Genomic DNA, 26,524 nt, shown 5'->3' on the forward strand with positions numbered 1-26,524 from the left:
ACTATTAATAACAACATCATTTAAAAACCTTAACTAGTAATAGTAGTTGTCGGTGTGTCAAACGACGATGGGTCATCGGGGCTTGGCCCTTTGCCTTTTTGTTGGTTTTTATGCAAGGAAAAATTGCACCCGACGCGGGAAGTCTCTACAATTTCCGGTCTTGAATTGAAACTCCCCGGCTAGTTTCCTCACTGGACCGGGTCTTTTGGATTCACATCCGTCCTAAACCACGTGGGAATTACGAGTTATGAAACGCACTTTTCAACCCAGCGTTCTCAAACGCAAGCGCACGCATGGCTTCCGTGCTCGCATGGCAACCAAGAACGGCCGCGCCGTTATCTCGCGCCGTCGTGCGAAAGGCCGCAAGCGTCTGAGCGCCTGATCTCGGATTGCGTGTGCCGCATCAAGGCTTTCCCCGGTGTTTACGTCTTTTAAACGCCGGGGATTTCAGTCACGTGTTTGAGCAAGCCGACCTCAAAGTGCATGGCAAAGGTATGATGGCGCTAGCGCGCATGAGTACCCGGGGCTACCCCCGCTTTGGACTGGTGGTAGGCAAGAAGAATGTAAAGCGCGCTGTAGATCGCAACCGCTTCAAGCGTCTTGTTCGTGAGTCCGCCAGACTTCGTCAGCATCACCTACCCTCCATGGATATCGTGATATTGGCCAAGCGCGGTGCGCAGGATATCGATAACGAAACGCTTAACCGCCAGCTACACGGCATGTGGAAACGCCTTCAGCGTGACGCCCAGACGGTACCAGCACCACCACCGCCTGATGGCGTAACACGTGACGCTTGACGATGCATCTCGCCGCTCGACCTCGGCCTGCCGCCTGGCAGGCTTTCGTGTGTCATGGGTCGAGTAAATGACACTGCGCCATAGCATGTTCATCACCCAGCGGGCAGACCCCTCATGGACGTAAAACGACTTCTCTTACTGATTCCACTGGCAGTACTTGCCTATCTGCTGGTCATCCAGTGGAATCAGGATTATGGGCCGACAGATTACGACTCGACGCCCGAGATTACGCAAAGCAGCAACAGCGCGCCTTTGCCCAATGCACAAAGTGGTAATGACGACCTGGCGGTTCCGTCAACGTCGGCACCGGACAGTGCAGTAGGCGAAGGCCTGGCTGGCGATACCGAAAGCGAAACCTCGAGCCGTGACTTTATCGCGGTGACTACCGATGTTCTCGACGTGCGCATTGATCCGCAAGGTGGCGATATCGTCTATGCCGCCCTGCCCCAGCACAAGATGACGCTGGATACCGAACGCAACTACGTGCTGCTTTCGGACAACGCCACGCGCAGCTACGTCGCGCGCTCAGGCCTGCAGCTGGACGGTCAGGCAAGCCGTATCGCCTTCACGCCGGAAAGCACCGCTTACCGCCTGGCCGATGATCAGGATCAGCTGAACGTTGACCTGCGCGCTGACATCAATGGCGTCGAGGTGATCAAGCGCCTGACGTTCAAGCGCGATAACTACGCGGTGGGCGTGAATTACTATATCGCCAACAACACCGATGCGCCGGTCAGCGCACGCTTTATCGGCCAGCTGGCACGTGATAATAGCCCCGACCCGTCCAGCGGCGTTGCCCTGGGCATGAAGTCCTATATCGGTGCTGCCTACTCCACGCCAGACGCGCGTTATGAAAAGATCGATTTTGAAGACATTCAAAATCGCAACTTTGAAAACCGCGAAGCGCAGGGCGGCTGGGTCGCGATTATCCAGCACTACTTCGTCTCTGCCTGGGCACCGGCGCAGGACCAGCAGAACCTCTACTACGTCACCACCGATTCAAGTGGTCGTAACGTCGTAGCCTTTGCTGGCCCGACCAGCAACATTGCCGCCGAAGGCGAAGCCACCCTGGGCGCAACGCTCTACATGGGCCCCAAGGTTCAGGACTACCTGGAACAGGTAGCGCCCAACCTGCGTCTGACCGTGGACTACGGCTGGCTGTGGTTCATCGCCAACCCGCTGTTCTGGCTGCTGGACAAGATCCACGACATCGTAGGCAACTGGGGCTGGTCGATCGTGCTGCTGACCGTGCTGGTCAAGGCCGCTCTCTTCCCGCTTTCTGCCAAGGCCTACAAGTCGATGGCACGGATGCGCAAGCTCGGCCCGGAAATGCAGCGCCTTAAAGAGATGTATGGCGATGACCGCCAGAAGATGTCTCAAGAGATGATGAAGTTCTACCAGAAGGAGAAGATCAATCCTCTGGGCGGCTGTCTGCCAATCGTCATCCAGATGCCGGTGTTCATCGCACTGTACTGGATGCTGCTGGAGTCCGTCGAGCTGCGCCACGCGCCGTTCATCTTCTGGATTCAGGACCTGTCGATCAAGGACCCGTACTTCATCCTGCCGATTCTGATGGGTGTGTCCATGTTCGTTCAGCAGATGCTGAACCCGACTCCGCCGGACCCGATGCAGGCGAAGATCATGAAGATGCTGCCGATCATCTTCACCTTCTTCTTCCTGTGGTTCCCGGCCGGCCTGGTTATCTACTGGGTGGTCAACAACATCATCTCGGTGGCGCAGCAGTACTTCATTACCAAGCGCATCGAGAAAGACCCAAGCGTCGGCAAGGGATTACGCACCAAGTAATCGTCCGCTTACGCTACCAGACCCCCGCCCTCGTGCGGGGGTCTGGCGTTTTATAGACGACAAATTCACAATGTATTCATCCATCAAAGAGGCGCGCCATGGCTGAACGACTTTATACCCAGGATACGATCACGGCACTGGCTACCCCGCCCGGGCGTGGTGGTGTGGGCATCATTCGTGTCTCAGGGCCCGCCTGCCGCGCAATCGCCGAGGCGGTACTCGGGCACTGCCCGGCGCCTCGCTACGCCCACTACGGCCCTTTCCAGGGCGCTGATGGCGTTATTGACGAAGGCCTTGCCCTGCTGTTCAACGGGCCCCACTCGTTTACCGGCGAGGACGTGCTGGAGCTGCAGGGCCACGGTGGCCCGATCATCATGGACATGCTGCTCGAGCGCTGCGTGGCCTTGGGAGCGCGCCTCGCCCGCCCCGGCGAGTTCTCCGAGCGCGCCTTTCTCAACGACAAGCTCGACCTGGCCCAGGCAGAAGCCATTGCCGATCTGATCGATGCCACCTCACGCTCGGCGGCGGAAAACGCCGTACGCTCGCTTCAGGGCGAGTTCTCGAGCCGCGTATCGGCGCTGGTTACTCGGCTCATCGAGCTGCGCGTGTACGTCGAAGCCGCGATCGACTTTCCGGAAGAGGAGATCGACTTTCTCGCCGATGGCCACGTGGCCACCCACCTGGCAGGCGTTCAGCAGGCGCTCGGTGAAGTACGCAAGGCGGCCGGCCAAGGGGCGCTACTGCGTGAGGGCATGAGCGTGGTGATTGCCGGGCGCCCCAACGCGGGTAAATCGAGCCTCTTGAACGCCCTGACCGAGCAGGACACCGCCATAGTGACCGATATTGCCGGCACCACCCGGGACGTACTGCGCGAATACATCCATATCGACGGCATGCCGCTGCATATCATCGATACGGCGGGCCTGCGTGACACGCCGGATGCGGTGGAGAAAATTGGCGTAGCCCGCGCCTGGGAGGAGATCGAGCGTGCCGACCGCGTGCTGCTGCTGGTGGACGCCTCGACCACCGATGCCACTGACCCGATGGCGATCTGGCCGGAGTTTGTGAAACGCCTGCCCGATCAGACCCGTCTGACCCTGGTGCGCAACAAGATCGACACGAGCGCCGAACCGGCGGAGATTGATTTATCCACAGCCACGCCCACCCTCCGCCTTTCGGCCAAGACCGGCGCCGGTGTGGATAACTTGAAAACGCATCTGAAAAGTGTGATGGGCTTTGCCGCCACCACTGAAGGCCGCTTCTCTGCCCGCCGGCGCCATCTGGATGCGCTGGATCGGGCCATGGCAGCGCTCGATAACGGCCGTGCCCAGCTGGAAGGCTTTGGCGCCGGCGAACTTCTGGCCGAAGACCTGCGCGATGCCCAGCAGGCGCTCGGCGAGATCACCGGTGATTTCAGCGCCGATGATCTCTTGGGTGAGATTTTCGGCAGTTTCTGTATCGGTAAGTAAGCTCGCCAGGGGCACTATCACTTTGCCCCGTGGGCCGACTTTTCAGGCGCGTAGCGACGATTGTGCAACTCCCGCGCGCCTTCCACCATAAGCACCGTCACCGCCAGCCAGATCGCGATATAGGTCGGCCATTCGCGAGCATCGATTGCCTCGCCTAACAGCAGCGCCACACCCAATAGCAGCACGGGTTCAACGTACACCAGCAGGCCAAAAAGACTTAGATTGAGCAGCGGAGCGGAGAGCGCCTGAAAGCCCAGCGCAAGCGCGCTAAGCAGTCCCAATCCCACCACCAGGGCGATAGCTTCGGCATCGAGTGCTTCCGTCATGGGTCCGCCATCGACAATGAAGTAAAGGCACACCGGCAGGCTAAGCAGCATATCCAGCCAGAGCCCGCCAATGTGGTTGGTATCGGTCTTGCGCCGTAGCCAGAAATAGGCCGGGTAGCCTAAGCACACCGTCAAGGTAGGCCAGGCCAGCGTTTGCGATATGACCAGCTGATTGACGATACCCGCCACCGCCAGCAGGCAGGCAACTTTCTGAAAGCCTGACAGGCGATCGCCGAACGCGATGCGCCCGATCACCACCATGGTGATCGGCATCATGAAATAGCCCAGCGATACCGCGAGGCCCTGACCATTGCGCGGCGCCCACATGAACAGCCAGAGCTGAATGCCCAGCATGGACGCTGACACCAGCCGGGTGGCCCAGAAGTAGCGCTCAGTGATCAGGCGCCGGCCAAGCGTCGCTACCTGCGCCCCATAGCCCCGCCACAGGATGAACAGACTCAGGCAGGGAAAGGTCAGCAGGATCCGCCAGCCGTAGATCTCACCGCCTTCCATGGCCGGAAGCAGAGCAGTATAGGCAAACAGTAAAGCAAACAAGGCCGAGGCGATCACGTTCAACGTAACGCCAGCAGCCGTCGTGGAGTCCGTGCGCATGAGCAGGTCCGGTCGGGAAATTCAGCGTCATTTTATTGCAGCACGCTTGATAAAGGCGCTTGTATTACCTACCGTCGGCGATAAATTTTCTCACCGGGCGCCCCTGATGACGCTGGATAATTTTGATCGCACCCTGCTTGAGCTTTTACAAAAGGATTGCCAGACGCCGCTTCGCGAGCTGGCCGAAAGGGTTCATCTGTCAACGGCGTCGGTACAGCGGCGCATACAGAAGCTCAAGAGCGGCGGCTTCATTCAGGCGAACGTGGCGGTACTCGACCCCGACCGTCTGGGCCAGGTGATCACCCTGCTGGTGGAAGTGCAGGCAAGCAAGACTCACGCCGCCGACCTTGCGCTGCTCAAGGCCCAGTTTTCCGGGCCAGAAATACAACAGTGCTACTACGTGACCGGCGAGGCGGACTTCATGCTGGTCCTGCTGGTGCCCAGCATGAGCCGGTTTCAGGAGCTCTGCGACACGCTTTTTCACAACAACCCCAACGTCAAATGGTTCAGAACCATCGTGGTGCTGGACCGGGTCAAGACCACGCTGGAGGTCATCTAGCTCTCGCTACTCCTCCACCCACCACTGCGCCTCATGGCGGCTTTCCTTGCCCAGGCGAGGAGTGATTTCGGCCATGGCGGCGGCCAGGCGCTCATCGAGGCCCCAGGGCGGATTGATGACCAGCATGCCGCTGCCGTACATGCCGTGGGTCTGCTCGCCGGGCGCGCGTAATAAAAGCTCGCTGCGCCATATCTTGCGTATACCGCTACCCTTCAGCGCGTCCAGCAGCACCTGGTGATGCCCGGCGGACAGCAGCGGGTACCAGATCAGCACCACGCCATGGCGGGCCTTTTCCAGCGTATGAATAACGGTGTCGGCCACCTCCTGGTACTCCGCCTTGCGCTCGAAGCTTGGATCGATCAGCACGCAAAGCCTCGGCGTCGCTACCGGCAGCATTGCCCCAAGCCCCGCCAGCCCATCGCCGTACACGCGCTTGGCCTGCGCGGGCAGCGCCTGGGCGCTCAAATGCTGGTGTTCGCCCGGATGAAGCTCGAACAGGTGCAGCCGGTCGTGCTTGCGCAGCGGCCGGCTCAGCCACCAGGGCGAGCCGGGGTAGTGCGTCAATGCATGATTATCTGGCTGTACTTCAGCGATGGCGCTTAGCCAGCTACCCAGCAACGCATCATCCAGCTGCTCACGCGCTTGCCACAGCGGCCAGATGCCCTCACGGTACTCCTGGAGGCGCTGGGTCTCCTTGGTAGCCAGTGGATAAAGCCCACGACCGGCATGCGTGTCTATATATGTAATGGCTTTTTCTTTACGTAATAGATAATCCATGACCGCGTAAAGCGTCAGGTGCTTGTGTACATCGGCAAAATTACCGGCATGGTAGGCGTGTTGGTAAGACAGCATGTTAGCTCGTGAAGTAAGGAACGAAAAAAGCCCGCTATGGGAGCATAGCGGGCTTTGAACGGCAATGCGTGGGTAAGAAAGTCTTAGCCCTGGCCGTTACCGGTAGGTGTCAAGGTGATCTCTACGCGGCGGTTCTGGGCACGGCCCTGGTCGGTGTTGTTGCTGGCGACCGGCTGATTGGCACCGTAACCCACGGTGTTAAGGCGTGAGGAAGAAACGCCGTTCTGGCTCAGGTAGCTACCTACCGCCTGGGCACGGCGCTCGGAGAGGCGCTGGTTGTAGCTGGCATCACCCGTGCTGTCGGTATGGCCGGCGATATTGATTCGCGTATCGGTATACTGGCTTACCACATTGGCCACTTCGTTGAGCGCGCTGCGCGCATCGCTCGTCAAATCAGAAGAGTCAAAGCCAAACGTAACGCTGCTGGGCATGTTCAGCACGATATCGTCGCCGCGACGGTCGATTTCAATGCGCGAACCCTGCAGGCTTTCACGCAGCTGGTTCTCCTGACGGTCCATGTACGCACCCACGCCCGCACCGGCAGCTGCCCCTACGGCGGCACCGATCAGCGCGCGGTCACGGCGGCTGGTGGCGCTACCCCCGGAAAGCGCGCCGGCAGCGGCGCCTACCGCGGCACCAATCCCGGTGCCAACGCCGGTAGATGAACGCTGCGTCTGGCCACCGTAAGGGTCGGAAGTAGCACAGCCGGCTACCAGGATGGCGGCTGCCAGCGGGGTCAGTAGTCGAGAAATACGCATCACTCACTCCTTGTTTGTCTTTGCGCTTGAGTTACTCGTCGCTGATCAAGGCCAGCAACTCGTTCAAGAATAATAGACCTTGGGGCGATGCACGCAGCTTTTCAGGCATTTCCATCAAAAGTCCTTTTTTGGAAGCACTCTGCAACCGGGCAAGCAAGACCTCTTCCGGGTGACCGGTATACGCCGCCCAGGTGGCCAGGGTGACGCCTTCGGTCAGGCGCAGCGCGTTCATGGCGAACTCCAGCGGCAGCTCATCCAGGGCGATTGGCTGCTTGCCGGCCAGAAAGCCGCGCGGATCATCCATGCGCCTCAAGTAAGCCTGCGGCTGGCGGGTCTTCCAGCGCCGCTCGATATGCCATTGTCCGTCAGCATCGATCACGGTCAGCTTGCCGTGGGCGCCGGCCCCGATACCCAGATAGTCGCCAAACTGCCAGTAGTTGAGATTATGGCGGCTCTGCTTGCCCGGCGTTGCATAGGCAGAAATCTCGTAGCGCGAAAAGCCGGCCTGCTCCAGACGCTGGTGGCCCATTTCCTGAATGTCCCAAAGCGCCTCCTCTTCGGGCAGCACCGGCGGGTGGGAATGAAACGCCGTATTGGGTTCAAGGGTCAGCTGATACCAGGAGAGGTGATCCGGCCTCAGCGCCAGTGCCTGGTCGATATCGGCCAGGGCGAGCTCTGGCGTCTGGCCGGGCAGGCCATGCATCAGGTCGATATTGATGTTCTCAAAGCCCGCCGTGCGCGCCTGGCCCACCGCACTGATCGCTTCATCGGCGCCGTGGATACGGCCAAGCGCGCTGAGCTGGGCGGGTTGAAAGCTTTGCGTACCCAGCGAAAGCCGGTTGATGCCCGCTTCCCGATAGCCGGTAAAGCGGTCCTGCTCCGTGGTACCCGGGTTGGCTTCCAGGGTGATTTCAATATCCTTTGAAAACGCCAGGCGCTGCTGAATGCGCTCGAAAAGACGCTTATAGAAGGCCGGAGACAGCAGGCTCGGCGTGCCGCCGCCGATAAAGATGGTGTGTATGTCACGCCCGGCGGCAAGCGCAAGATCGCCGTCCAGGTCTTTCAAGAGGGCATCGAGATACGCCGCCTCTGGCAGCGTTTGCGACTCGGGCTCGTGGGAGTTGAAATCGCAATAGGGGCACTTGCGAACGCACCACGGGGTATGGATATACAGCGACAGCGGCGGCAATGGCTTAGCCATGCGCCACCTTGAGCATATCCACCAGGCCTTTTAGCGCGCGACCGCGATGGCTCAAGCGATTCTTCATTTCGCTGGGCAGTTCCGCCACGCTCATGCTCTGTTCAGGCAGCCAGAAAAGCGGGTCGTAGCCAAAGCCCTGTTCACCGCGTGGATGCGCAAGCAACTCGCCTTCCCAACTGCGCTGCACGATGACCGGCACGGGGTCGGCCGGGTGGCGTAAATAGACCAGCACACACCAGTAACGCCCGGTGCGCTGACCCTCGGCGCAGTCGCTCAGCGCCGCCAGAAGCTTCTCGTTGTTACGCTGATCGCTTTTGGGCTCGCCGGCGTAGCGTGCCGAATAGATTCCCGGCTGGCCGGCCAGAGCATCCACTTCAAGCCCGGAGTCATCTGCCAAGGCAGGCAAGCCGCTGACCCGGCTCGCTTCACGCGCCTTTAACAAAGCATTTTCCACGAAGGTAAGTCCGGTTTCCTCGACATCGTGTACACCAAAATCAGCCTGCGGACGAACGTCAAAGCCTAAAGGTGCCAGTAACTGATTGAACTCTCTTAATTTTCCGGCGTTACCGCTGGCCAGAACAAGGGTATTAACCACGGACATCAGAGTATCTCCACGCATTGGAAAGCCAGTTTACGCCTAAAAAATTCGTTTCCTATCTAACAAAATGTTACCAAATGTATATTTAGATATTGGAAATCAAAGCATCAAAAAGATAATTAAACATATTTAATTACAACAGCTTATTAATATATAGCGCGTTTTCAAGTTAATCAGAAAAATCTTATTTACAAAGCACCTAGTAACAAAACTTTACGAAACCACACTTATGGATAACACTGTCTCCGTTAATGGCTCACTCCTTCTTACCAGAGGTTTTCTCATGAAGCGGGAACAATCCAACGATTCGGTGTATATCATCACCGAACAAAGCCCCCAATCTCAGCTATTTGCAGAATACCTGAACAAGCATACTGGTTATCAAGTAAGCATTTACTCTCGTGATTCTGCTCTTTCTATGGGCATGTCGGAAAAATTGCTGCTGCTGATCGACAGCGACCACATCAGCATCGATGCGCTACCCGAGTGGCAGGACCACCTGCCGGATGCGCTTTCAAAGGCAACGCTTGCGGCCTTCAATATCCGCAATATGGATCATGCGCTGGAGGCCCTCTCCTGCGCACATCTCACCGGCGTTTTCTACCGTGAGCAGAGCCTGGATATTATCTGCAAGGGTGTTCACGCGCTGTTGAATGGCGAGCTTTGGATGTCACGTGAGCTGATGGCGAAGCTGATCCTGTTTTACCGCAAATCACAGAACAATGCGTTCAGGCCGACCTGCGGGCTCACCAACCGGGAAATTGAAATCATCTCGCTGCTCAAGGCCGGCTCCTCCAACCAGCAGATCGCCGAGCGCCTGTTTGTCAGTGAACATACGGTCAAATCGCACCTTTATAATATCTTTCGAAAAATCAACGTACATAACCGCATTCAAGCGCTGAACTGGATTCACCAGAATCTGGGCCCCATCCTGCCGGCGATCGATAAGCCGCGCGGCCTGAAACACTAGGCTCAGGAGCGTGGGGAAATCGTTATGACGTCACTACGTTATCTGATGCTGGCCTGCTGCCTTTTCATGAGCATTAGCCCGCTTTTAGCCACCAGCGAAACCCAGCCCTCAACCGATGCACTGCCCATCAATGAGCAGGAGGCCATCGACTCGATCAATCAGCTCTCAAGTCCCGATGGGCCTGAAGTAGAGAGTGTCAGAAGCGCGAGTAGCGAGCTGACCGGCGTGATGGTCGACCGCACCATCACCATGGCCGGCAAGACGTTCTACCGCGCCTTCAGTCAGCGCGCCATGGACAACATGATTATCGGCAACGCCACCATCACGATCCAGGAGCGTCCCGATGCGCGCTGGGGCAGCCAGATCTGGGTGATGGACGGCAACCGGATGTATTTTCGCACGCAGCTTTCGCCAAGGATCAGCGAAGCGGATCGCGCCGCCGGAGAAGCGGTACAAATCGTCGAAGAGGCGCTGCTGCGCCATCAGATAGCCTCGGCACTGACCTCCGACAAAGACTTGGGAAGAGAGGAGATACGTTAATGAACGCAACGTTAAAAAGACCTGTAAAGCGGGCTCTTCTGGCCGTGGCTCTGAGCGCACTGATGATAACGACAGCAACGGGAGGCGAGCTGATCTACCAGCCGCTTAACCCCTCCTTCGGCGGCGACCCCTTCATGGGCACCTATCTGCTTGGGAAAGCGCAGTCTCAGGATACGAATACCGACCCCAACACTCGCAGTATCGAATCCATCTCCTCTACCGAGCGGCTGGTGCAGAGCCTGGAGAGCCGGCTGATTTCCCAGCTTATTTCAGACGTAGGCGCTGGCAACGTGGGGCAAGGCTCTTTCGATAGCGGTGATTTCAACGTAGTGGTGCGTGATGAGGGCGGGCAGTTGGTCGTACGCGTTGTGGATAAGGTAACCGGCGACGTCACCAATATCAGCGTCGGCGGTTTGTTCAATCCCTGACCCGCGCGTCTTGATAGCAATAACCAAAAACGAACAAGGCTTAAAAGGCCTCACCCACCTACTCAGCGGTCAGGGGAACACCATGAAATTCATAGCGCCACTTATTATGCTCGCCTTACTCAGCGGCTGTGCGGGGATGGTCGCCACGTCTGAAAACCTGGAAGGGGCACAGGCTACCCTCACACCCCGTGGGGCAACCTATCAGGACCTTGTCTCGCTACCGGCACCGTCCGGCAAGATCTTTGTTTCCGTATATGACTTCAGGGACCAGACCGGCCAATACCGACCCGCCCCGGCCAGCACCTTCTCGACCGCGGTTACCCAAGGGGCTGCGGCCATGTTGACCGGGGCGCTGGCCGACTCCGGCTGGTTCATTCCTCTTGAGCGTGTAGGCCTTCAGAACCTGCTTACCGAGCGGCGCATCATTCGAGCGGAATTCGAGCGCTTCGGCCAACCCGATACGCTACCTTCCTTGCGTGCGGCATCGGTCATGCTGGAAGGCGGTATCATCGCCTATGAATCCAACGTGCGCACCGGCGGCGCTGGCGCCGAGTATTTCGGTATCGGAGCTTCGGGGCAGTATCAGGTCGATCAGGTAACGGTCAATCTGCGCGCCGTGGAGATTTCCACCGGCGAGGTGCTGGCCAATGTCACCACGACCAAGACCATCTACTCCAAGGAGCTGCGCGCGGGCGTGTATCGATTTATCGATTTTCGCCGCCTGCTGGAAGCCGAAGTGGGTATCACGACCAACGAGCCCGTGCAGATGGCCGTCATGTCGGCGATTGAATCCGCCGTTATTCACCTGGTAGCCCGTGGCGTTGAAAGCAATCTGTGGAATCTTGCCAACGGAATCGACTTCCAGAACACTATTCTGGCCGATTATCTGAGCGCACCGACACCTATGCTTTAATCGATGGCACCTCTTTAGCCACGATCATCTTTTATTCGTCATTGTTTAATACTTGAAAGCGGTATTGCCACGGCAATACCGCTTTTTACTTATAGCCGACCGCGTTGAAAAAAGTATTAGTATCTTCACTATTTATACGTACAAAAGCATGAAAAATTGCGCCCATTAAATAACATATCTTCTGATAGCGTAAAACTTCAAATAGTCCAAACTCAACGCATGAAAGATAAATATACATAGGCACCTTATTTAAGCACTTCATGTAAGCACTCAAGAGTAAAAAAAATGAAACGTGAATCGGCCAACGTCCCAACGCAATCGATAACGGCAATCAATAAAACAGTAATGGCACTGATATTGATAACTGCTGTTTCATCATTTGCGATAAGCGCACAGGCTGATACAAGCCGGGTTCATCAATACTTCAACCAGGTCGATACCCAGAACCATCAGGGGAATTACAGCGTTATTTCCCAAGTGGGCAATAATAATCAGGTCAATGTCAAACAGTCCTATTCCGCCGCTTATCAAACCGGCAACTTTTCCCATATTCGCCAATACGGCAACGAGAATAACGCCTCTATCGCGCAAACGGGCGGTCGTAATATCGGCGTTATTCTCCAAGCGGGTAATTACCACACCGCCAATGTCAGCCAATCGGGAAGCCAACAGGAACTAAGCACCTACGTTTCCCAGACGGGCACTAGAAGCGACATACACGTTTCACAATCGGGGAGTGGCTATCGCAACATAGGCATAGAACAACAAGCATTCTCTGGCTATACACGACCAGTCACCGTCGAAACCTACTGAGCAACGCCGTTGACTCAGTAATAACTAAAGCAAGCATGACAGGATGGGGAAACACCATGAAAACACAAATTACGCTGATCGCCGCTGCCGTTGCCTTCACTATGAGCGCCGCTGCTTCTGCACAATCTTTCGGTAGCGGTGGAAGCGATTCCACTATTTACCAAAGCGGCAATAACAACACTAACGATATCACTCAGTGGGGCACGCAAACATCGCGTGTCTATCAGGAAGGCAGCTTCAACACCACGGCGGTTTCCCAGGATGACGTAGCAGGCGTGGCCACTACGCTGCCAGGTCGTAACGACTCGGGTATCGACCAGATTGGTCAGGCAAACTCGGCAAGCGTTGCGCAGTTAGGCGCCTGGAACGATTCGACCGTTTACCAGGAAGGCAGCAATAACGGCGCGTCGATCGATCAGGACGGTTTCAAGAATCGCTCTGTCACCACGCAAACCGGCCGTTTCAACGATGTCAGCGTCACGCAAGGTGGCCGGTTCAACGACAGCTACGCCTACCAGGAAGGTAGCAACAATACCGCGACCGTTACTCAGGAAGGTCTTGCCAACAAGTCCGTGGTCGAGGAAATCGGCAGCTTCAATGATGCCACTATTACCCAGAACGGCTCGTTCAACGATAGCTATGCTTACCTGGACGGAAACAACAACGTTGCCACCGTTACCCAGAACGGCGATTCGCTGGACAGCACCATCCTGGCAAGCGGCAATCACAACACCCATAGCGTGACCCAGTCTGGCTACGGACATGACTCCTACATCAACACCGTAGGCAGCTTCAACGAACATAACGTCAGCCAGAGCGGCGGCGCTTTCTGGGGCGGCGCTCAGCACACCTCCAGCATCGTGACCTACGGCAATGGCAACGTGAACACCGTAAGCCAGGCCAACTAAGCTCCAGGCCCAGGCTGCAAGCTCAAGCTTCGAACCTTAAAGATCGATTCAAGCCGCCCTCGCCGGGGCGGTTTTTTATGCTGGCCGCCTGGATGGGCTAGTGAATTCCAAGCGTCAGTACTCCCCCCGCCCCTTGGGTCGATGAGCGCGAACGGTTGCCGCCTTTCTGAATATCCACCTCCAGGCGCTGGTGATCGCCTAATGACCGGACGGTGCCTTCAAGCGCTGATCCGGTAAAGGTATATTCGGCGGGCACGCGGCCGCGCTCTTCAATATGCTCGATGGTTTCGCCATCCTGGGTAATACGCCAGTGGGCGGAAAAGACGGCGCCGGGGGTGCCTTCCATCTTGATATGGATGTTGTCCATTTCCTGCTCCTCATGAGCGTGGGCGTACAGCGAAAAACCAAGCACAAGCGCGGCGATCAGGGTATTGGGAAAGGGCTTGTCTATCAGCATGGTCAACCTCGCTAACCGCAAAAGCCGCTCGGGATGAGCGGCTTTTGAAGTGTAGCAGGCGCGTTACGTTCTGTTACATCACAGAAAAGGCTTTTTCCGCCGCGTCCAGGGTGAACTGGATGTCTTCCGGCGTATGTGCACTCGACATGAAGCCTGCTTCGAACGCAGAGGGTGCCAGGTAAACGCCGTGATCGAGCATGGCGCCGAAGAAACGGCGGAAAGCTTCCGGGTCGCAGGCGGTTGCCTGGGCAAAGTTGTCTACCCGGCGCTGCGAGGTAAAGAAGACGCCAAACATGCCGCCGGCAGACTGCGTCATCATGGGAATGCCCGCTGCATTGGCGCGCTCCTGCAACCCGTTGCACAGCGTTTCGACCCGCTGAGTGAGCGCATCGTGAAAGCCCGGTACCTGAAGTTTGGTGAGAAGCGCGATACCCGCCGCCATGGCCAGCGGATTACCCGACAGCGTGCCCGCCTGGTAGACCGGCCCCATGGGGGAGATATTCTGCATGATGTCGCGCTTGCCACCGAAGGCGCCGACCGGCATGCCGCCGCCCACGATCTTGCCCAGGCAGGTCAAGTCCGGGGTGATGTGGTAGTGCGCCTGGGCACCGCCCAGCGCCACCCGGAACCCGGTCATCACTTCATCAAAAATCAGGATGCTGCCGCTTTCGTTGCATACCCGGCGCAGGGTTTCCAGAAAGCCCGGCTGGGGTGGAATGCAGTTCATGTTGCCGGCCACGGGCTCGACGATAATACAGGCGATCTGCTCGCCGATGTCTGCAAAGCACTCCTCGACACCCTCGATATCGTTATAGGAGAGCGTGATGGTGTGTTCGGCAAGCGAGGCGGGAACGCCGGGCGAGCTGGGCTCACCGTGGGTCAGCGCGCCAGAGCCCGCCTTGACCAGCAGGGAATCCGAGTGGCCGTGATAGTTGCCCTCAAACTTGACGATCTTGTCGCGCCCGGTGGCCCCCCGCGCCAGGCGAATCGCCGACATGGTGGCTTCGGTGCCGGAGCTGGTCATGCGCACCATCTCCATGGAAGGGATCATCTCGCAGATCAGATCCGCCATGGTGGTTTCCACCGCCGTGGGCGTACCAAAGGAGAGGCCATTATCCAGCCGGGCACGTACGGCAGCCAGCACGTCCTGGTCGGCGTGGCCGGTAATCATCGGGCCCCAGGAGCCTACGTAATCGACGTAGCGGTTGCCTTCCACGTCGAACAGGTAAGCACCCTGAGCGCGTTCCATGAACACCGGCGGACGATGCAGCCCCTTGAAGGCACGGACCGGCGAATTGACGCCGCCCGGAATATGGCGGCTGGCAAGCTCAAACAGTTCTGCAGATGTGGTCATGGCGTCCTCAATATCAGTGGCGTTTAATGAGATCAAAAGCGGACCGGGCGTGGCAAGCGGTTGGGCAAACACTGCCCGCTGGGTGGCTGGTAGCCGTGAGACAGGCTTTCCCAGGTAAAGTGCTGGGCCTGCTCGCAGGCGGTAAGCAAGCGCTCACCCACGGCCAGACGCGCGGCAATGGCCGAGGCAAGCGTGCAGCCCGAACCGTGAAACTGCTCGGGCAGGCGTGGCCACTGCCATTGGCGGGTGGTATCGGGTGAATGCAACGTGTGCCTTACCTGCTGCTCGTTACCCGGCAGCGGCTCGTCGGTGGCGGTGACCAGCACCGCCTGGCAGCCCTGGGATAAAAGTGACACGGCGCGCGCCGTGTCGTCCCAGGGCTCGGTAATGTCCGGCGTCAGTTGAGCAAGCTCGAACCGGTTGGGCGTCAAGATATCCACAAGGGGTAGCAGGCGCTCGACGTAGAGTTTCTGCAATTCGGGTGTGGATAACCTGGCGCCGCCCCCGGCCTTGAGTACCGGGTCGGCGACGACTGGAATCCCGGGGAAGCGGCGAATGATCTGTTCGGCGGCGCGCAGCGTGGCCTCATCGGCCAGCAGCCCTATCTTGATCGCGGCAACCTGCATCTCGCTCAGCGCTTCGGCCATCTGGCGCATCAGCGCCGGATCCGCGGGCACCACGCGGGTCACGTCATGGCAGTTCTGTACCGTCAGGGCGGTAGGAATGGTGACCGCCCAGCCACCGCAGGCGGCCACGGTTTCACTGTCAGCTACCAGGCCCGCCCCGCCAGTGGGGTCGTGGCCTGCCAGTACCAGTACAACAGGTGAAAGCGGTTGGCGCATCAGAACGGTTTTACAACGGCAAGCAGCACGATCACTACCAGGGCAATCACCGGTGCTTCATTGAACCAGCGAAAGAAGGTGTGGCTCTTGGTGCAGCGATCCTGAGCAAACTGCTTCAAGTAGATCAGGCAGACGTGATGATAGGCGATCAGCAGCACCACAAAGGTGAGCTTGACGTGCATCCACCCTTGGCTGAACCAGCCGGGCACCAGGTAAAGCATCGCACCGCCAAAGATCAGCACCAGAATCATCGACGGCGTCATGATACCGCGATACAGCTTGCGCTCCATGGTCTTGAAGTAGGCCATGGACTGATCGTCGCCCTTGTCCCGCGCCATGGCGTGATACACGTAAAGCCGCGGCAGATAGAACAGCGCGGCAAACCAGGTCACCATGGCCATCAAGTGCAGGGCCTTTAACCATATGTACATTGTCTCTCCTTACTTACACGGCGGAATCGTTATCTTTCGGGTCGGCGTAATAGTAGTAACGCTCAATGGCGCCCCGGGTGATGATACCTGAAATTCGCTGCTGCTTTGGTCGATAGCCATGTACAACGTAGAGCGCGCCCAGAGCATCATCCTGCAGTTTCAAAAACGCCTCGGAAAGCGTCGCCTGCAGGCCAATCGGCGAAAGCTCCAGACGCTGCCCGGGAATCTCGAGTAAATCCACCCGCTCGCCTTCAGGGGGGTCCTTGCCCTCCAGCGCTTCGTCATGTTCCAGAAGCCAGCGCGCCAGCGTCGCGGCCTTCAGGGCCAGCACGGTCTTCTCCTCGCTCGAGCGCTCGATCACCAGCCACACCGGGTTGGACTCCAGCAGCCGCCGAGCCTGATCGATGGTTATCATGCGCTCGGTGCGCACCAGGTTGCGCTCCATTACCGCGGGCACCGAGACCCGGGAAAGCGCCTGCATCAACGGCTGCTGAAGCGGATGCAGCCCGTAGCGTACGGCACTGATGAAAAAGCCTTCGCAGCCGGTAAGCTGGCGCGAGGTCAGACAGGCCACCACCACCGCCAGCATCCCCGGCAGCATGATATTGGGCGTATGGGTAAGCTCCATCAAGGCCATCAGGGCGGCCAGCGGCGCCTGAAGTACCGCCCCCATCATGGCCGCCATCCCTAGCATGGCGTAGATACCCGGGTCGGCCGCCTTCTCGGGCCATATCCAGCCACCCAGCATGCCGCCGAGCGCTCCGGTGGCCGCGCCTACTACCAGCACAGGACCGATAATGCCAATCGGCACGCCGCCGGAAACGGTCAGCGCGGTGATCAGCAGCTTGGCGATCATCAGCGCCAGCAGCACCTTGATTTCCAATTGGTTGTTCAGCGCGGCGGCCACGCTGTCGTAGCCGATCCCCTGCACCTGGGGGAACCACCACGCCGCCACGGCGGTCGCCACGCCCACCGCTCCCAGACGAAGCCATAGCGGCCACTGCTGCAGGCGCGTGTTGCGTGAAATATGAATGAAGAGTCCGGCCAGCAGGCCGATCACAAGGCCCAGCAACACCACCCAGGGCAGGTTCATCAGCGAGCCCAGAGCCACCTCGGGAATGCGAAAGGCGGGTTCATTGCCGTACACCACCTGAGCCACCATGGCGGCCATGGTCGAGGCCAGAATGACCGGCATGAAGCTCATCAGGGTGTACTCCATCATGACCACTTCCATGGCAAAGATGACCCCGGCAATCGGCGTGTTGAACGATGCCGAAATTCCCGCCGCCGTGCCGCAGGCCACCAGCACGCGCAGGCTGTTGTTGGGCAGGCGAAGCTTGACTCCCAATCCGCTCGAGGCCGCCGCGCCCAGATGAATCGCCGGGCCTTCACGTCCGGCGGAAAGCCCGCCAAGTACCGAAACCACCCCCACCCACCACTGGTTGAGCCAGTTGTGCAGGGGAAAGCGTCCCTGGTGGTAGGAGAGGCGCTCGATCACGTGACCCACACCCATCTTGCGCGCACCGGCATTCTGACGGTAGAGCAGCACGCCAATCAGCGTGACCGCCACCAACGGCAGCAGCGAGCGCAGCCACGGCGTGAGGCCTTCGAACGCCTCCGGGTTGCCACCCGGCATGTAGAGCACGGCCCCGGCTTCGAGCAACAGCCGAAAAGCGACCATCACGGCCCCGGTAATCACCCCGGACAGCAGTCCCAGCACACACAGCTGCGGCAGGGCATCGACATTGGCCAGCTGGCGCCGAAAGCTCTCGAGAGTGAAATCAGACCGGGAAAAACGCGCCACGACGACCTTCCTTTGCTCTTGTGTTGTAGTTCTCTTGTGTATCATAGCCCGATACGCTTCGACAGCCTGCAGCAATCTGTTTAGGCTGTTAATTATTAACGTGTCTCAAGTGCGAAATTCGCAAGGAGTGGTTCGTGATCAAGGTAGGCATTGTGGGCGGTACCGGGTATACCGGCGTTGAGCTGTTGCGGTTACTGGCCCAGCACCCTCAGGTCAGCGTTGAAGCCATCACCTCGCGCTCGGAAACCGGCGTCAAGGTGTGCGACATGTACCCTAATCTACGCGGCCACTACGACACCCTGGCGTTCAGCGAACCGGATGCAAGGCAGCTGGGTGCTCTGGACGCCGTTTTTTTCGCCACCCCCCACGGGGTCGCCCACGCCCTGGCCGGCGAGCTTTTAGCCAACGGCACGCGAGTGATCGATCTTTCCGCGGATTTCCGGCTGCGCGACGCCGACGTATGGAGCGAATGGTACGGCCAGGCCCACGGCGCCCCGGAGCTGCTGGAAGAGGCGGTTTACGGTCTGCCCGAGATGCACCGCGAAAAGATCAGGAGCGCGCGCCTGATTGCGGTGCCTGGCTGCTACCCGACCGCTGTGCAACTGGGTTATCTGCCGCTGCTGGAAGCCGGCCTGATCGACCCGCAGCAGCTGATTGCCGACTGCAAGTCCGGCGTCACGGGTGCCGGCCGTGGTGCCAAGGTGGGCTCACTGCTGGCCGAAGCCAGCGAGTCGTTCAAGGCCTACGGCGCCTCGGGCCACCGCCACCTGCCGGAAATTCGCCAGGGGCTCAACGACATGCAGGCAAGCCCGGTGGGGCTGACCTTCGTGCCCCATCTGACCCCCATGATCCGCGGCATTCACGCCACCCTTTACAGCCAGCTCACCACCGGCGCGGATGACCTGCAGGCCCTGTTCGAGCAGCGCTACGCCAATGAGCCCTTCGTGGACGTCATGCCCGCCGGTAGCCACCCCGAAACGCGCAGTGTCAAAGGAATCAATACCTGCCGTCTGGCGGTACACCGCCCGGAAGGCAGCAACACGGTGGTAGTGCTGTCGGTCATCGACAACCTGGTGAAGGGCGCTTCGGGCCAGGCCATTCAGAACCTGAACCTGATGTTTGGCTTTGATGAAACCCTGGGGCTGAACGCCCCGGCGCTGATGCCTTAAGCGCTCCCTCCACGAGCGCCTGGTCATCGTTGTAAAGGGCAGCGTCACGCTGCCCTTTAGGCAATGCGCCAACACAATAGTTGACCCTTTTGCTCGGAATTACCCATAATTACCCCCCAATGCCGATTATTCGTTCTTAAAGCTCGCGGGAGGTACCCATGAGCGGTGCAGAAGCCTTTGTTCCAACCCCTTTAATGCTGTCCGACAGTGCGCGTAAACGTATCGGCGCCCTGATGGATGAAGAAAGCAACCCGGCCCTGAAGCTGCGCGTCTACGTCACCGGCGGCGGCTGTTCTGGCTTTCAGTACGGATTCGACTTTGCCGACAGCGTGGCCGAAGACGATACGGTCATCGAGTTCGGCAGCGCCACGCTGGTCGTCGACCCACTCTCCTACCAGTATCTGGTCGGCTCCACCGTGGATTACGAAGAGGGTCTTGCCGGTGCGCGTTTTCGGGTCCAGAACCCCAATGCCACCACCACCTGCGGCTGCGGCGCCTCGTTTATGGTCTAGTAGCGTTAACAGCAAGCGTTCCTCGTGACTTGACGCCTTGACGGTTTCTCGCCAAGGTTGATAGGTCAACAACCGCTCGTCGGGCGTCATACAGAGAGTCTTCTCTCGCTACAACGCCACAGAGCCAATAAAACACGGGGAAACGAATGAAAGCTTCAGCCACTAAAATCACTAAAACCGCTATTGCGTCCGCGATTGCCCTGAGCCTCTCCAGCGCCACCGTCGCCATGGCCCAGACGCCATCGGTCAACGTGGCCACCGACCCAAGTTTCGTCCCCTTTGAAATGATGGATCAGGAAACCGGCGAGATGGTCGGTTTCGATATGGACATCATCAACGAGATCGCCGAGCGCGCAGGCTTTGAAGTCAACCTGACCACCATGGAGTTTTCCGGTATCATTCCGGCAGTACAGACCGGTAGCCAGGAAATTGCCATTGCCGGCATCACGATTACCGACGAGCGCGCCCAGATCGTCGATTTCACCGATCCCTACTACGACTCCGGCCTGCAGATCATTGTCCGCGCCGATAACGAAGACGTCTCTTCCCTTGAAGACCTTCAAGACCTGACCATCGGCACCAAGATCGGCTCGACCAGCTACGACTTCCTGCAACAGGAACTGGGTGACAACGCCGATATCACGCCTTACCCCGGCACTGCGGACATGTACATGGCGCTGCTGGGCCGTAACGTCGACGCCGTGCTCTACGACTCCCCCAATGTTGCCTATTTCGCGCAGACCCGCGGTGAAGGCCGTACCAAAGTGGTCGGCCCGCTTTACGAAGGCCAGCAGTATGGCATCGTGTTCCACAAGGGCAGCGAGTGGGTAGAGCCTGCCAACGAAGCGCTGGCGGCCATGCGTGAAGACGGGACTTACGACGAGATTTATGAAAAGTGGTTTGGTGAAGCGCCCAGCGAAGATTAAGTAATCTGACGCTTTTATCCTTACCTACTGCCACAGGGCCGGGCGGCCATCCCCCCGGCCCTGTGGCGTTGTAACGTCGCTTTTTCTTCCTGGAGATAACGCGTGGATTTCGATTTTCAGTTTGACTGGTCGGCAGCGTTTGCATCGATCCCCTACCTGCTGCCGGGCATCCCCTGGACGCTGCTGATTTCCTTCGGCGGACTGGCGTTTGGTTTCTTTATCGGCATCTTCTTTGGCCTTTTGCGTATCAGCCCGATTCGCTGGCTGCGCTGGCTGGCCGTCTGCTACATAGAGATATTTCGCGGCACCCCCATTCTCGTGCAGGTGCTGTTCATCTTCTACGGCCTGCCCCAACTGCTGGGCAGCCCCATCAACGCCCTGGTGGCAGGTATCGCCGCCATTGCGGTCAACTCCGGGGCGTACATTTCCGAAATCGTCCGCGGCGGCGTGCAGTCGATCGAGCGCGGACAGCGCGAGGCCTCGCTTTCGCTCGGGCTTTCCCGTGTACAGGCATTTCGCTACGTGATCTGGCCCCAGGCGTTTCGCCGCATGATTCCGCCGCTGGGCAATCAGGGCATCATCAGCATCAAGGATACCTCGCTGTTTTCCGTGATTGGCGTGGGCGAGCTGGTTCGTCAGGGGCAGATCTATATCGCCACTACCTTTACCGCCCTTGAGGTCTACTTCATGGTCGCGCTGATGTACCTGGCGATCACCTGGACGCTCTCCATCCTGCTGCGCCAGCTTGAGCGCCGCGGCATCGCCGGCCAATAAGGACACGTACAATGACCGTTACTACGTCATCAGAACCCTCAATTGTGCGTATGCAGAAGCTCAACAAGCATTTTGGCAGCCTGCATGTACTCAATGATATCGACCTTGAAATTACCCCTGGCGAAGTTGTCGTGATCATTGGTGCCAGCGGCTCGGGTAAATCGACGCTGATTCGCTGTATCAACGGCCTGGAAGAGTTTCAGTCGGGCACCCTGACCGTCGATGGCAATACCCTGAAACCCGACGGCAAGAGCAGCAAGGCGCTGCAGACCATTCGTACTGAAGTCGGCATGGTCTTCCAGCAGTTCAACCTGTTTCCCCACCTCAGCGTCATCGACAACATTACTCTCGCCCCCATGAAAGTACGCGGCTGGAGCCGCAGTGATGCAGTGGCCACGGCAAAGCGCCTGCTGGATCGGGTAGGCATCGCCGACCAGGCCGACAAGTACCCAAGCCAGCTCTCCGGCGGCCAACAGCAGCGGGTGGCACTGGCGCGGGCGCTCGCCATGGAGCCACGCCTGATGCTGTTTGACGAGCCAACCTCAGCGCTTGATCCGGAGATGATCGGTGAAGTGCTGGACGCCATGCGTGAGCTTGCCAAGGAGGGCATGACCATGGTGATTGTCACCCACGAAATGGGCTTTGCCCGCGAGGTGGCTGATCGCATCATCTTTATCCATAAAGGTGAAATTGCCGAACAGGGCACACCTGAAGAGTTCTTCAGCGCGCCTAAAAATGACCATACGCGCTCTTTCCTTGCTCGCGTTCTGAAGCATTAAACGACGTAAAAAACGCGTTCAACGGCATTTTTTAATGGCCTGTCCCCGTGACAGGCCATTTTTTTGCCTGTGGATAATTTTTTTCCTGTTTAACGGCCCATGACGCTACGCTGCCCACCGTGCTGCCTTTCAAGCGGATTGAAAAGGCGTCAGCAACGTTGTTCACAGGTGCGGTAACAAGCCCGGTATGGGCAGGTGGATAAACGGTGTTTTCCAGGCGCTGTGGGTAAGTCTTCGTTTCATCCACAGGGCCCGCACCGCTTCTGCGCAGGCACTCCGCGCTTTAACCACGTAAAGGTCAACAATATAAAAGTATGAAATTTAAAACAATAATCCAGTTATGCACAGAAACTGTCCACACTAATAGTTACTACATCAATAGAACTTCTCTTATTTTATTTTTATGTTGTTATTAATAGAGACTGGTTAACGAATCGAGGTGTGGAAAAACCTGACGGTTACCCACAGGGGGTTTATACTGGCGGGCTTATTGAAACCGGGTGGTTATCCACCGACTCACATGATCCGTGCCGACTGGCGCAAGATGAGGTGTCTCTTGAATTACCCCGACCGCTTTGACGTGATTGTCATCGGCGGTGGCCATGCGGGAACTGAAGCCGCATTGGCCTCTGCTCGCATGGGCTGTCAAACCCTGCTGCTCACCCACAACATCGAAACCCTGGGCCAGATGTCGTGTAATCCCGCTATTGGCGGTATCGGCAAGAGCCATCTGGTCAAGGAAATCGATGCACTGGGCGGCGCGATGGGGCTTGCCACTGATTTGGGCGGCATCCAGTTTCGTGTGCTGAACGCCCGCAAGGGCCCGGCGGTGCGTGCCACGCGTGCCCAGGCCGACCGAATCCGCTACAAGGCAGCGATTCGCGGCATGCTGGAAAACCAGCCCAACCTGACCATCTTTCAGCAGGCAGCGGGCGATCTGATTGTGGATAACGACACCGTGCGTGGCGTGGTAACGGAAACCGGGATTCGTTTTCATGCCGAATCCGTGGTGCTTTCGACCGGCACGTTCCTGGGCGGCGTCATTCATATCGGTCTGGATCAAAGCCGCGGTGGCCGGGCAGGCGACCCGCCTTCCAATACCCTTGCAGAACGTCTGCGCGCCCTGCCGTTTCGGGTCGACCGGTTAAAAACCGGTACGCCACCGCGCATCGATGCCAAAAGCGTGGATTTTTCCCAGCTTGAAGAGCAGCCGGGCGACACGCCAACGCCGGTGATGTCCTATCTTGGCTCGCGGGACATGCACCCGCGGCAGGTCAGCTGCCATATTGCGCACACCAATGAGCGCACCCACGAGATCATCATGGCGAATCTTGACCGCTCGCCGATGTACTCTGGTGTCATCGAAGGCATTGGCCCGCGCTACTGCCCGTCGATCGAGGACAAGGTGCACCGCTTCGCGGACAAGTCGAGCCATCAGGTGTTCATCGAACCCGAAGGACTCGACACTCACGAGCTCTACCCCAACGGTATCTCCACCTCGCTGCCGTTTGACGTTCAGCTACAGGTAGTACGCTCGATCAAGGGACTGGAGAACGCGCACATCACGCGGCCGGGTTACGCCATCGAGTACGATTTCTTCGATCCGCGCGATCTGAAGCACTCGCTGGAAACCAAATTTATCCACAACCTGTTTTTCGCCGGTCAGATCAACGGCACCACGGGTTACGAGGAGGCCGGCGCCCAGGGACTACTGGCTGGCCTGAACGCCGCACGTCGTGCCAAGCAGCTGGACGCTTGGCACCCGCGCCGCGACGAGGCGTATCTGGGCGTGCTGGTAGACGACTTGATCACCCTGGGCACCAAGGAACCCTACCGCATGTTCACCTCCCGGGCGGAGTACCGCCTGCTGCTGCGTGAAGACAACGCGGATCTGCGCCTGACCGAAAAGGGCCGCGAGCTGGGGCTGGTCGATGATCAGCGCTGGAAGGCGTTCAGTGAGAAGCGTGAAGCCATTGCCCTTGAAACTGCCCGTCTGGCCAGCGTCTGGGTTCAGCCGACAAGCCCGGCGGCCGAAAGGATTGCCGAGAAGATCGGCAAGCCGCTCACGCGTGAATACCGCTTGAGCGATCTACTTCGCCGCCCCGAGCTTGGCTACGCCGACCTTGCGGATCTGCCGGGGCTGGATAACGTCCTCATCGATGACGAAGCGGTCGCCGAACAGGTGCAGATTCAGGCCAAGTACGAAGGCTATATCGAACGTCAGCAGGGTGAGATCGACAAGCTCAAGCGCCACGAGGCGATGCCACTCCCCGATGACCTGGATTACCAGCGGGTGGAAGGGCTCTCCAACGAGATTCGCCAGAAGCTTGCCGAAGCCCGGCCGGAAACCCTGGCCCAGGCGGCACGCATTTCCGGCGTGACCCCGGCGGCGGTTTCCATCCTGCTGGTGCATCTCAAGAAGCGCCGTCTGATTGCCTCTCCTGAGGTAGCCAACGGATGAGCGGTTTCAACACACTGCTGGCAAGTCTGCCGCCAAGCGTTTCCAAACGGCTGGAGGAAGGGCTTGACCAATTGGGGCTTGAGGTCAGCGCCCATCAGCGCGAGCAGCTGCTGGGTTTTGTTGCCCTGTTGCACAAGTGGAACAAGGCTTATAACCTCACCGCTGTCCGTGATATCGATGACATGGTGGCCCGCCACGTGCTGGATAGCGCATCGGTAGCCCCTCATGTAACCGGCCCTCGGCTGCTGGACGTTGGCGCAGGCCCCGGCCTGCCCGGCATCGTGCTGGCCATCCTGAACCCTGCCTTGGCGGTCACTCTGGTGGACAGCAATGGCAAGAAGGTTCGCTTTCAGCGCCAGGCGGTGATGGAGCTTGGGCTTTCCAACGTCACCCCCAGCCAGGCGCGGGTGGAAACGTTCAGCGAAGCCCCCTTCGATCAGGTGATTTCCCGGGCGTTTGCAAGCCTTGTGGATTTCGTCACGCTGACTCGCGAACTGCCCAGGCCAGGCGGGCAGTGGCTGGCCATGAAAGGGCCGGGCGCCGACGATGAGCTGCGCCAGTTGCCGGGCGGCGTCACGCTAAAAGCGCGCCACCCGTTGAAAGTCCCCTTTGAAACGGCCGAGCGACAGCTGTTGATTCTGACCGTTGATTCTGAACCCCAGGAAGGAGTTGAGTAAGTGAGCCAGATCATTGCCCTGACCAACCAAAAAGGCGGCGTGGGCAAGACCACCTCGGCCGTTAACCTGGCAGCCAGCCTCGCCGCCCTTGATCGGCGGGTGCTGCTGGTGGATCTTGATCCCCAGGGGCACGCCAGCATGGGCAGTGGCATTGATAAGCACGAACTCGACAAGAGCGTTCTTGATGTACTGCTCGGTGAAGCGACGGCCAGCGACACCATTGCCACTGGTCTTCCGGTCAATTACGACGTGCTGCCGGGCAACGGCGACCTGACCGCGGCAGAAGTCGAGCTTCTGGATGTGGACAAGCGCGAAAGCTGCCTGACTCAGGCACTCGAGTCGGTATCCGCTAACTATGACGTGGTACTGATCGACTGCCCGCCTTCACTGAACATGCTGACGGTCAACGCGCTTACCGCCGCCAACAGCGTGCTGATTCCGCTGCAGTGCGAGTTTTATGCCCTTGAAGGGTTGTCGGCGCTTCTGGATACCGTTGAACAGATCAAGCAGAGCGTTAATCCTGATCTGGCGATTGCCGGTATCCTGCGTACCATGTACGACAAGCGCACGAGCCTGACCCGCGAAGTAGACAAGCAGCTGCGCGACTTTTTTGGCGATGCGCTGCTCAAGACAACGATTCCGCGTAACGTGAAAGTGGCCGAGGCACCAAGCCATGGGCTGCCCGTCACCCAGTATGCCCGCTTCTCCCGGGGCAGCCAGGCGTACCGCGTGCTGGCAAAAGAGATGATTCGTCGGTTATCGCTATAACGTATTGATAGGTGCGAGGG

29 protein-coding genes are annotated in these 26,524 nt (G+C 58.6%); 19 read left to right on the forward strand and 10 right to left on the reverse strand.

Features of this window, described 5'->3' with window-relative positions; translation table 11 throughout:
- The first annotated feature begins 247 nt into the window (after window positions 1-247).
- From rpmH to mnmE, 4 genes are all read left to right on the forward strand, one after another.
- Window positions 248-382 carry a 50S ribosomal protein L34 gene (rpmH, locus tag B0H98_RS08200; RefSeq protein WP_087106981.1) on the forward strand — a complete coding sequence of 45 codons (135 nt, stop codon included), beginning with the start codon at window positions 248-250 and terminating at the stop codon, window positions 380-382.
- A 13-nt stretch (window positions 383-395) separates the two neighbouring features.
- Complete coding sequence (rnpA, locus tag B0H98_RS08205; protein WP_106374583.1) at window positions 396-797, forward strand: ribonuclease P protein component; 402 nt, start codon at window positions 396-398, stop codon at window positions 795-797.
- Window positions 798-911: 114 nt separating this feature from the next.
- Entirely contained in the window at window positions 912-2,603 is a 1,692-nt protein-coding gene (yidC, locus tag B0H98_RS08210) for a membrane protein insertase YidC (protein WP_106374584.1), read from the forward strand.
- Window positions 2,604-2,701: 98 nt separating this feature from the next.
- Complete coding sequence (mnmE, locus tag B0H98_RS08215) at window positions 2,702-4,072, forward strand: tRNA uridine-5-carboxymethylaminomethyl(34) synthesis GTPase MnmE (protein WP_106374585.1); 1,371 nt, start codon at window positions 2,702-2,704, stop codon at window positions 4,070-4,072.
- Between the two features lie 17 nt (window positions 4,073-4,089).
- Here mnmE and rarD read toward each other — a convergent pair whose 3' ends face one another.
- Window positions 4,090-5,010: an EamA family transporter RarD gene (gene rarD / locus B0H98_RS08220; protein WP_106374586.1), complete on the reverse strand. Its 921-nt coding sequence runs from the start codon at window positions 5,008-5,010 to the stop codon at window positions 4,090-4,092.
- On the opposite strand from rarD, the gene B0H98_RS08225 reads away from it, so the two are divergent.
- A complete protein-coding gene (locus B0H98_RS08225) occupies window positions 5,009-5,569 on the forward strand; it encodes an Lrp/AsnC family transcriptional regulator (RefSeq protein ID WP_208623597.1) in 561 nt (186 codons plus the stop codon). The two genes, rarD and B0H98_RS08225, sit on opposite strands and share 2 nt — an antisense overlap.
- Before the next feature lie 6 nt (window positions 5,570-5,575).
- Here B0H98_RS08225 and B0H98_RS08230 read toward each other — a convergent pair whose 3' ends face one another.
- The 4 genes from B0H98_RS08230 to rdgB form a co-directional block, all read right to left on the reverse strand.
- The gene (locus B0H98_RS08230; protein WP_106374587.1) at window positions 5,576-6,421 is read right to left on the reverse strand and encodes a 23S rRNA (adenine(2030)-N(6))-methyltransferase RlmJ; all 846 of its coding nucleotides are present in this window, start codon (window positions 6,419-6,421) and stop codon (window positions 5,576-5,578) included.
- An 83-nt stretch (window positions 6,422-6,504) separates the two neighbouring features.
- Window positions 6,505-7,179: a YiaD family glycine zipper/OmpA-like lipoprotein gene (locus B0H98_RS08235; protein ID WP_106374588.1), complete on the reverse strand. Its 675-nt coding sequence runs from the start codon at window positions 7,177-7,179 to the stop codon at window positions 6,505-6,507.
- 31 nt (window positions 7,180-7,210) lie between these two features.
- Window positions 7,211-8,380 (reverse strand): radical SAM family heme chaperone HemW, encoded by a 1,170-nt coding sequence (hemW, locus tag B0H98_RS08240; RefSeq protein ID WP_106374589.1) that lies wholly within the window; start codon window positions 8,378-8,380, stop codon window positions 7,211-7,213.
- Window positions 8,373-8,981 (reverse strand): RdgB/HAM1 family non-canonical purine NTP pyrophosphatase, encoded by a 609-nt coding sequence (gene rdgB, locus B0H98_RS08245; protein ID WP_106374590.1) that lies wholly within the window; start codon window positions 8,979-8,981, stop codon window positions 8,373-8,375. The genes hemW and rdgB overlap by 8 nt, the downstream gene beginning before the upstream one ends.
- A gap of 280 nt (window positions 8,982-9,261) precedes the next feature.
- Between rdgB and B0H98_RS08250 the strand changes: the two genes are divergently transcribed.
- From B0H98_RS08250 to B0H98_RS08275, 6 genes are all read left to right on the forward strand, one after another.
- On the forward strand, window positions 9,262-9,948 hold the full coding sequence (locus B0H98_RS08250; RefSeq protein ID WP_106374591.1) for a response regulator transcription factor: 687 nt from the start codon (window positions 9,262-9,264) through the stop codon (window positions 9,946-9,948).
- Between the two features lie 24 nt (window positions 9,949-9,972).
- Entirely contained in the window at window positions 9,973-10,488 is a 516-nt protein-coding gene (locus B0H98_RS08255; RefSeq protein ID WP_106374592.1) for a CsgE family curli-type amyloid fiber assembly protein, read from the forward strand.
- Window positions 10,488-10,916, forward strand: coding sequence for a curli assembly protein CsgF (locus B0H98_RS08260; RefSeq protein ID WP_106374593.1), 429 nt, complete (start codon window positions 10,488-10,490; stop codon window positions 10,914-10,916). The genes B0H98_RS08255 and B0H98_RS08260 overlap by 1 nt, the downstream gene beginning before the upstream one ends.
- 106 nt (window positions 10,917-11,022) lie before the next feature.
- A complete protein-coding gene (locus tag B0H98_RS08265) occupies window positions 11,023-11,829 on the forward strand; it encodes a CsgG/HfaB family protein (RefSeq protein ID WP_244183040.1) in 807 nt (268 codons plus the stop codon).
- A 285-nt stretch (window positions 11,830-12,114) separates the two neighbouring features.
- Window positions 12,115-12,642 (forward strand): hypothetical protein, encoded by a 528-nt coding sequence (locus B0H98_RS08270; RefSeq protein WP_106374595.1) that lies wholly within the window; start codon window positions 12,115-12,117, stop codon window positions 12,640-12,642.
- A 56-nt stretch (window positions 12,643-12,698) separates the two neighbouring features.
- Window positions 12,699-13,550: a curlin subunit CsgB gene (locus B0H98_RS08275; RefSeq protein ID WP_167392658.1), complete on the forward strand. Its 852-nt coding sequence runs from the start codon at window positions 12,699-12,701 to the stop codon at window positions 13,548-13,550.
- Window positions 13,551-13,647: 97 nt separating this feature from the next.
- On the opposite strand, the gene B0H98_RS08280 is transcribed toward B0H98_RS08275, so the two are convergent.
- The 5 genes from B0H98_RS08280 to B0H98_RS08300 form a co-directional block, all read right to left on the reverse strand.
- Window positions 13,648-14,007, reverse strand: a complete 360-nt coding sequence (locus B0H98_RS08280; RefSeq protein WP_106374596.1) for a hypothetical protein — start codon at window positions 14,005-14,007, stop codon at window positions 13,648-13,650.
- Window positions 14,008-14,080: 73 nt separating this feature from the next.
- Window positions 14,081-15,361, reverse strand: a complete 1,281-nt coding sequence (gene hemL / locus B0H98_RS08285; protein ID WP_106374597.1) for a glutamate-1-semialdehyde 2,1-aminomutase — start codon at window positions 15,359-15,361, stop codon at window positions 14,081-14,083.
- Between the two features lie 32 nt (window positions 15,362-15,393).
- Window positions 15,394-16,203 (reverse strand): bifunctional hydroxymethylpyrimidine kinase/phosphomethylpyrimidine kinase, encoded by an 810-nt coding sequence (gene thiD, locus B0H98_RS08290; RefSeq protein ID WP_106374598.1) that lies wholly within the window; start codon window positions 16,201-16,203, stop codon window positions 15,394-15,396.
- Window positions 16,203-16,634, reverse strand: coding sequence for a protoporphyrinogen oxidase HemJ (gene hemJ / locus B0H98_RS08295; protein ID WP_106374599.1), 432 nt, complete (start codon window positions 16,632-16,634; stop codon window positions 16,203-16,205). Before hemJ ends, thiD begins: the two co-directional genes overlap by 1 nt.
- Before the next feature lie 13 nt (window positions 16,635-16,647).
- Window positions 16,648-18,438, reverse strand: a complete 1,791-nt coding sequence (locus tag B0H98_RS08300) for a chloride channel protein (protein WP_106374600.1) — start codon at window positions 18,436-18,438, stop codon at window positions 16,648-16,650.
- A 134-nt stretch (window positions 18,439-18,572) separates the two neighbouring features.
- Here B0H98_RS08300 and argC point away from each other — a divergent pair, with 134 nt between their 5' ends.
- From argC to B0H98_RS08340, 8 genes are all read left to right on the forward strand, one after another.
- Complete coding sequence (argC, locus tag B0H98_RS08305) at window positions 18,573-19,607, forward strand: N-acetyl-gamma-glutamyl-phosphate reductase (RefSeq protein ID WP_106374601.1); 1,035 nt, start codon at window positions 18,573-18,575, stop codon at window positions 19,605-19,607.
- A 158-nt stretch (window positions 19,608-19,765) separates the two neighbouring features.
- Window positions 19,766-20,119, forward strand: coding sequence for an iron-sulfur cluster insertion protein ErpA (gene erpA, locus B0H98_RS08310; RefSeq protein ID WP_106374602.1), 354 nt, complete (start codon window positions 19,766-19,768; stop codon window positions 20,117-20,119).
- Between the two features lie 146 nt (window positions 20,120-20,265).
- Window positions 20,266-21,045, forward strand: coding sequence for a transporter substrate-binding domain-containing protein (locus tag B0H98_RS08315; RefSeq protein WP_106374603.1), 780 nt, complete (start codon window positions 20,266-20,268; stop codon window positions 21,043-21,045).
- Between the two features lie 102 nt (window positions 21,046-21,147).
- Window positions 21,148-21,819: an amino acid ABC transporter permease gene (locus tag B0H98_RS08320; protein ID WP_106374604.1), complete on the forward strand. Its 672-nt coding sequence runs from the start codon at window positions 21,148-21,150 to the stop codon at window positions 21,817-21,819.
- Between the two features lie 11 nt (window positions 21,820-21,830).
- Window positions 21,831-22,598, forward strand: a complete 768-nt coding sequence (locus B0H98_RS08325) for an amino acid ABC transporter ATP-binding protein (RefSeq protein ID WP_106374605.1) — start codon at window positions 21,831-21,833, stop codon at window positions 22,596-22,598.
- Window positions 22,599-23,154: 556 nt separating this feature from the next.
- Window positions 23,155-25,059, forward strand: a complete 1,905-nt coding sequence (mnmG, locus tag B0H98_RS08330) for a tRNA uridine-5-carboxymethylaminomethyl(34) synthesis enzyme MnmG (RefSeq protein WP_106374606.1) — start codon at window positions 23,155-23,157, stop codon at window positions 25,057-25,059.
- Window positions 25,056-25,736: a 16S rRNA (guanine(527)-N(7))-methyltransferase RsmG gene (gene rsmG / locus B0H98_RS08335; RefSeq protein WP_106374607.1), complete on the forward strand. Its 681-nt coding sequence runs from the start codon at window positions 25,056-25,058 to the stop codon at window positions 25,734-25,736. The genes mnmG and rsmG overlap by 4 nt, the downstream gene beginning before the upstream one ends.
- Window positions 25,737-26,504, forward strand: coding sequence for a ParA family protein (locus B0H98_RS08340; protein WP_106374608.1), 768 nt, complete (start codon window positions 25,737-25,739; stop codon window positions 26,502-26,504).
- Window positions 26,505-26,524: the final 20 nt, after the last annotated feature.

This window comes from Vreelandella songnenensis (assembly GCF_003002925.1).
GTDB classification, from domain to species: Bacteria; Pseudomonadota; Gammaproteobacteria; order Pseudomonadales; family Halomonadaceae; genus Vreelandella; species Vreelandella songnenensis.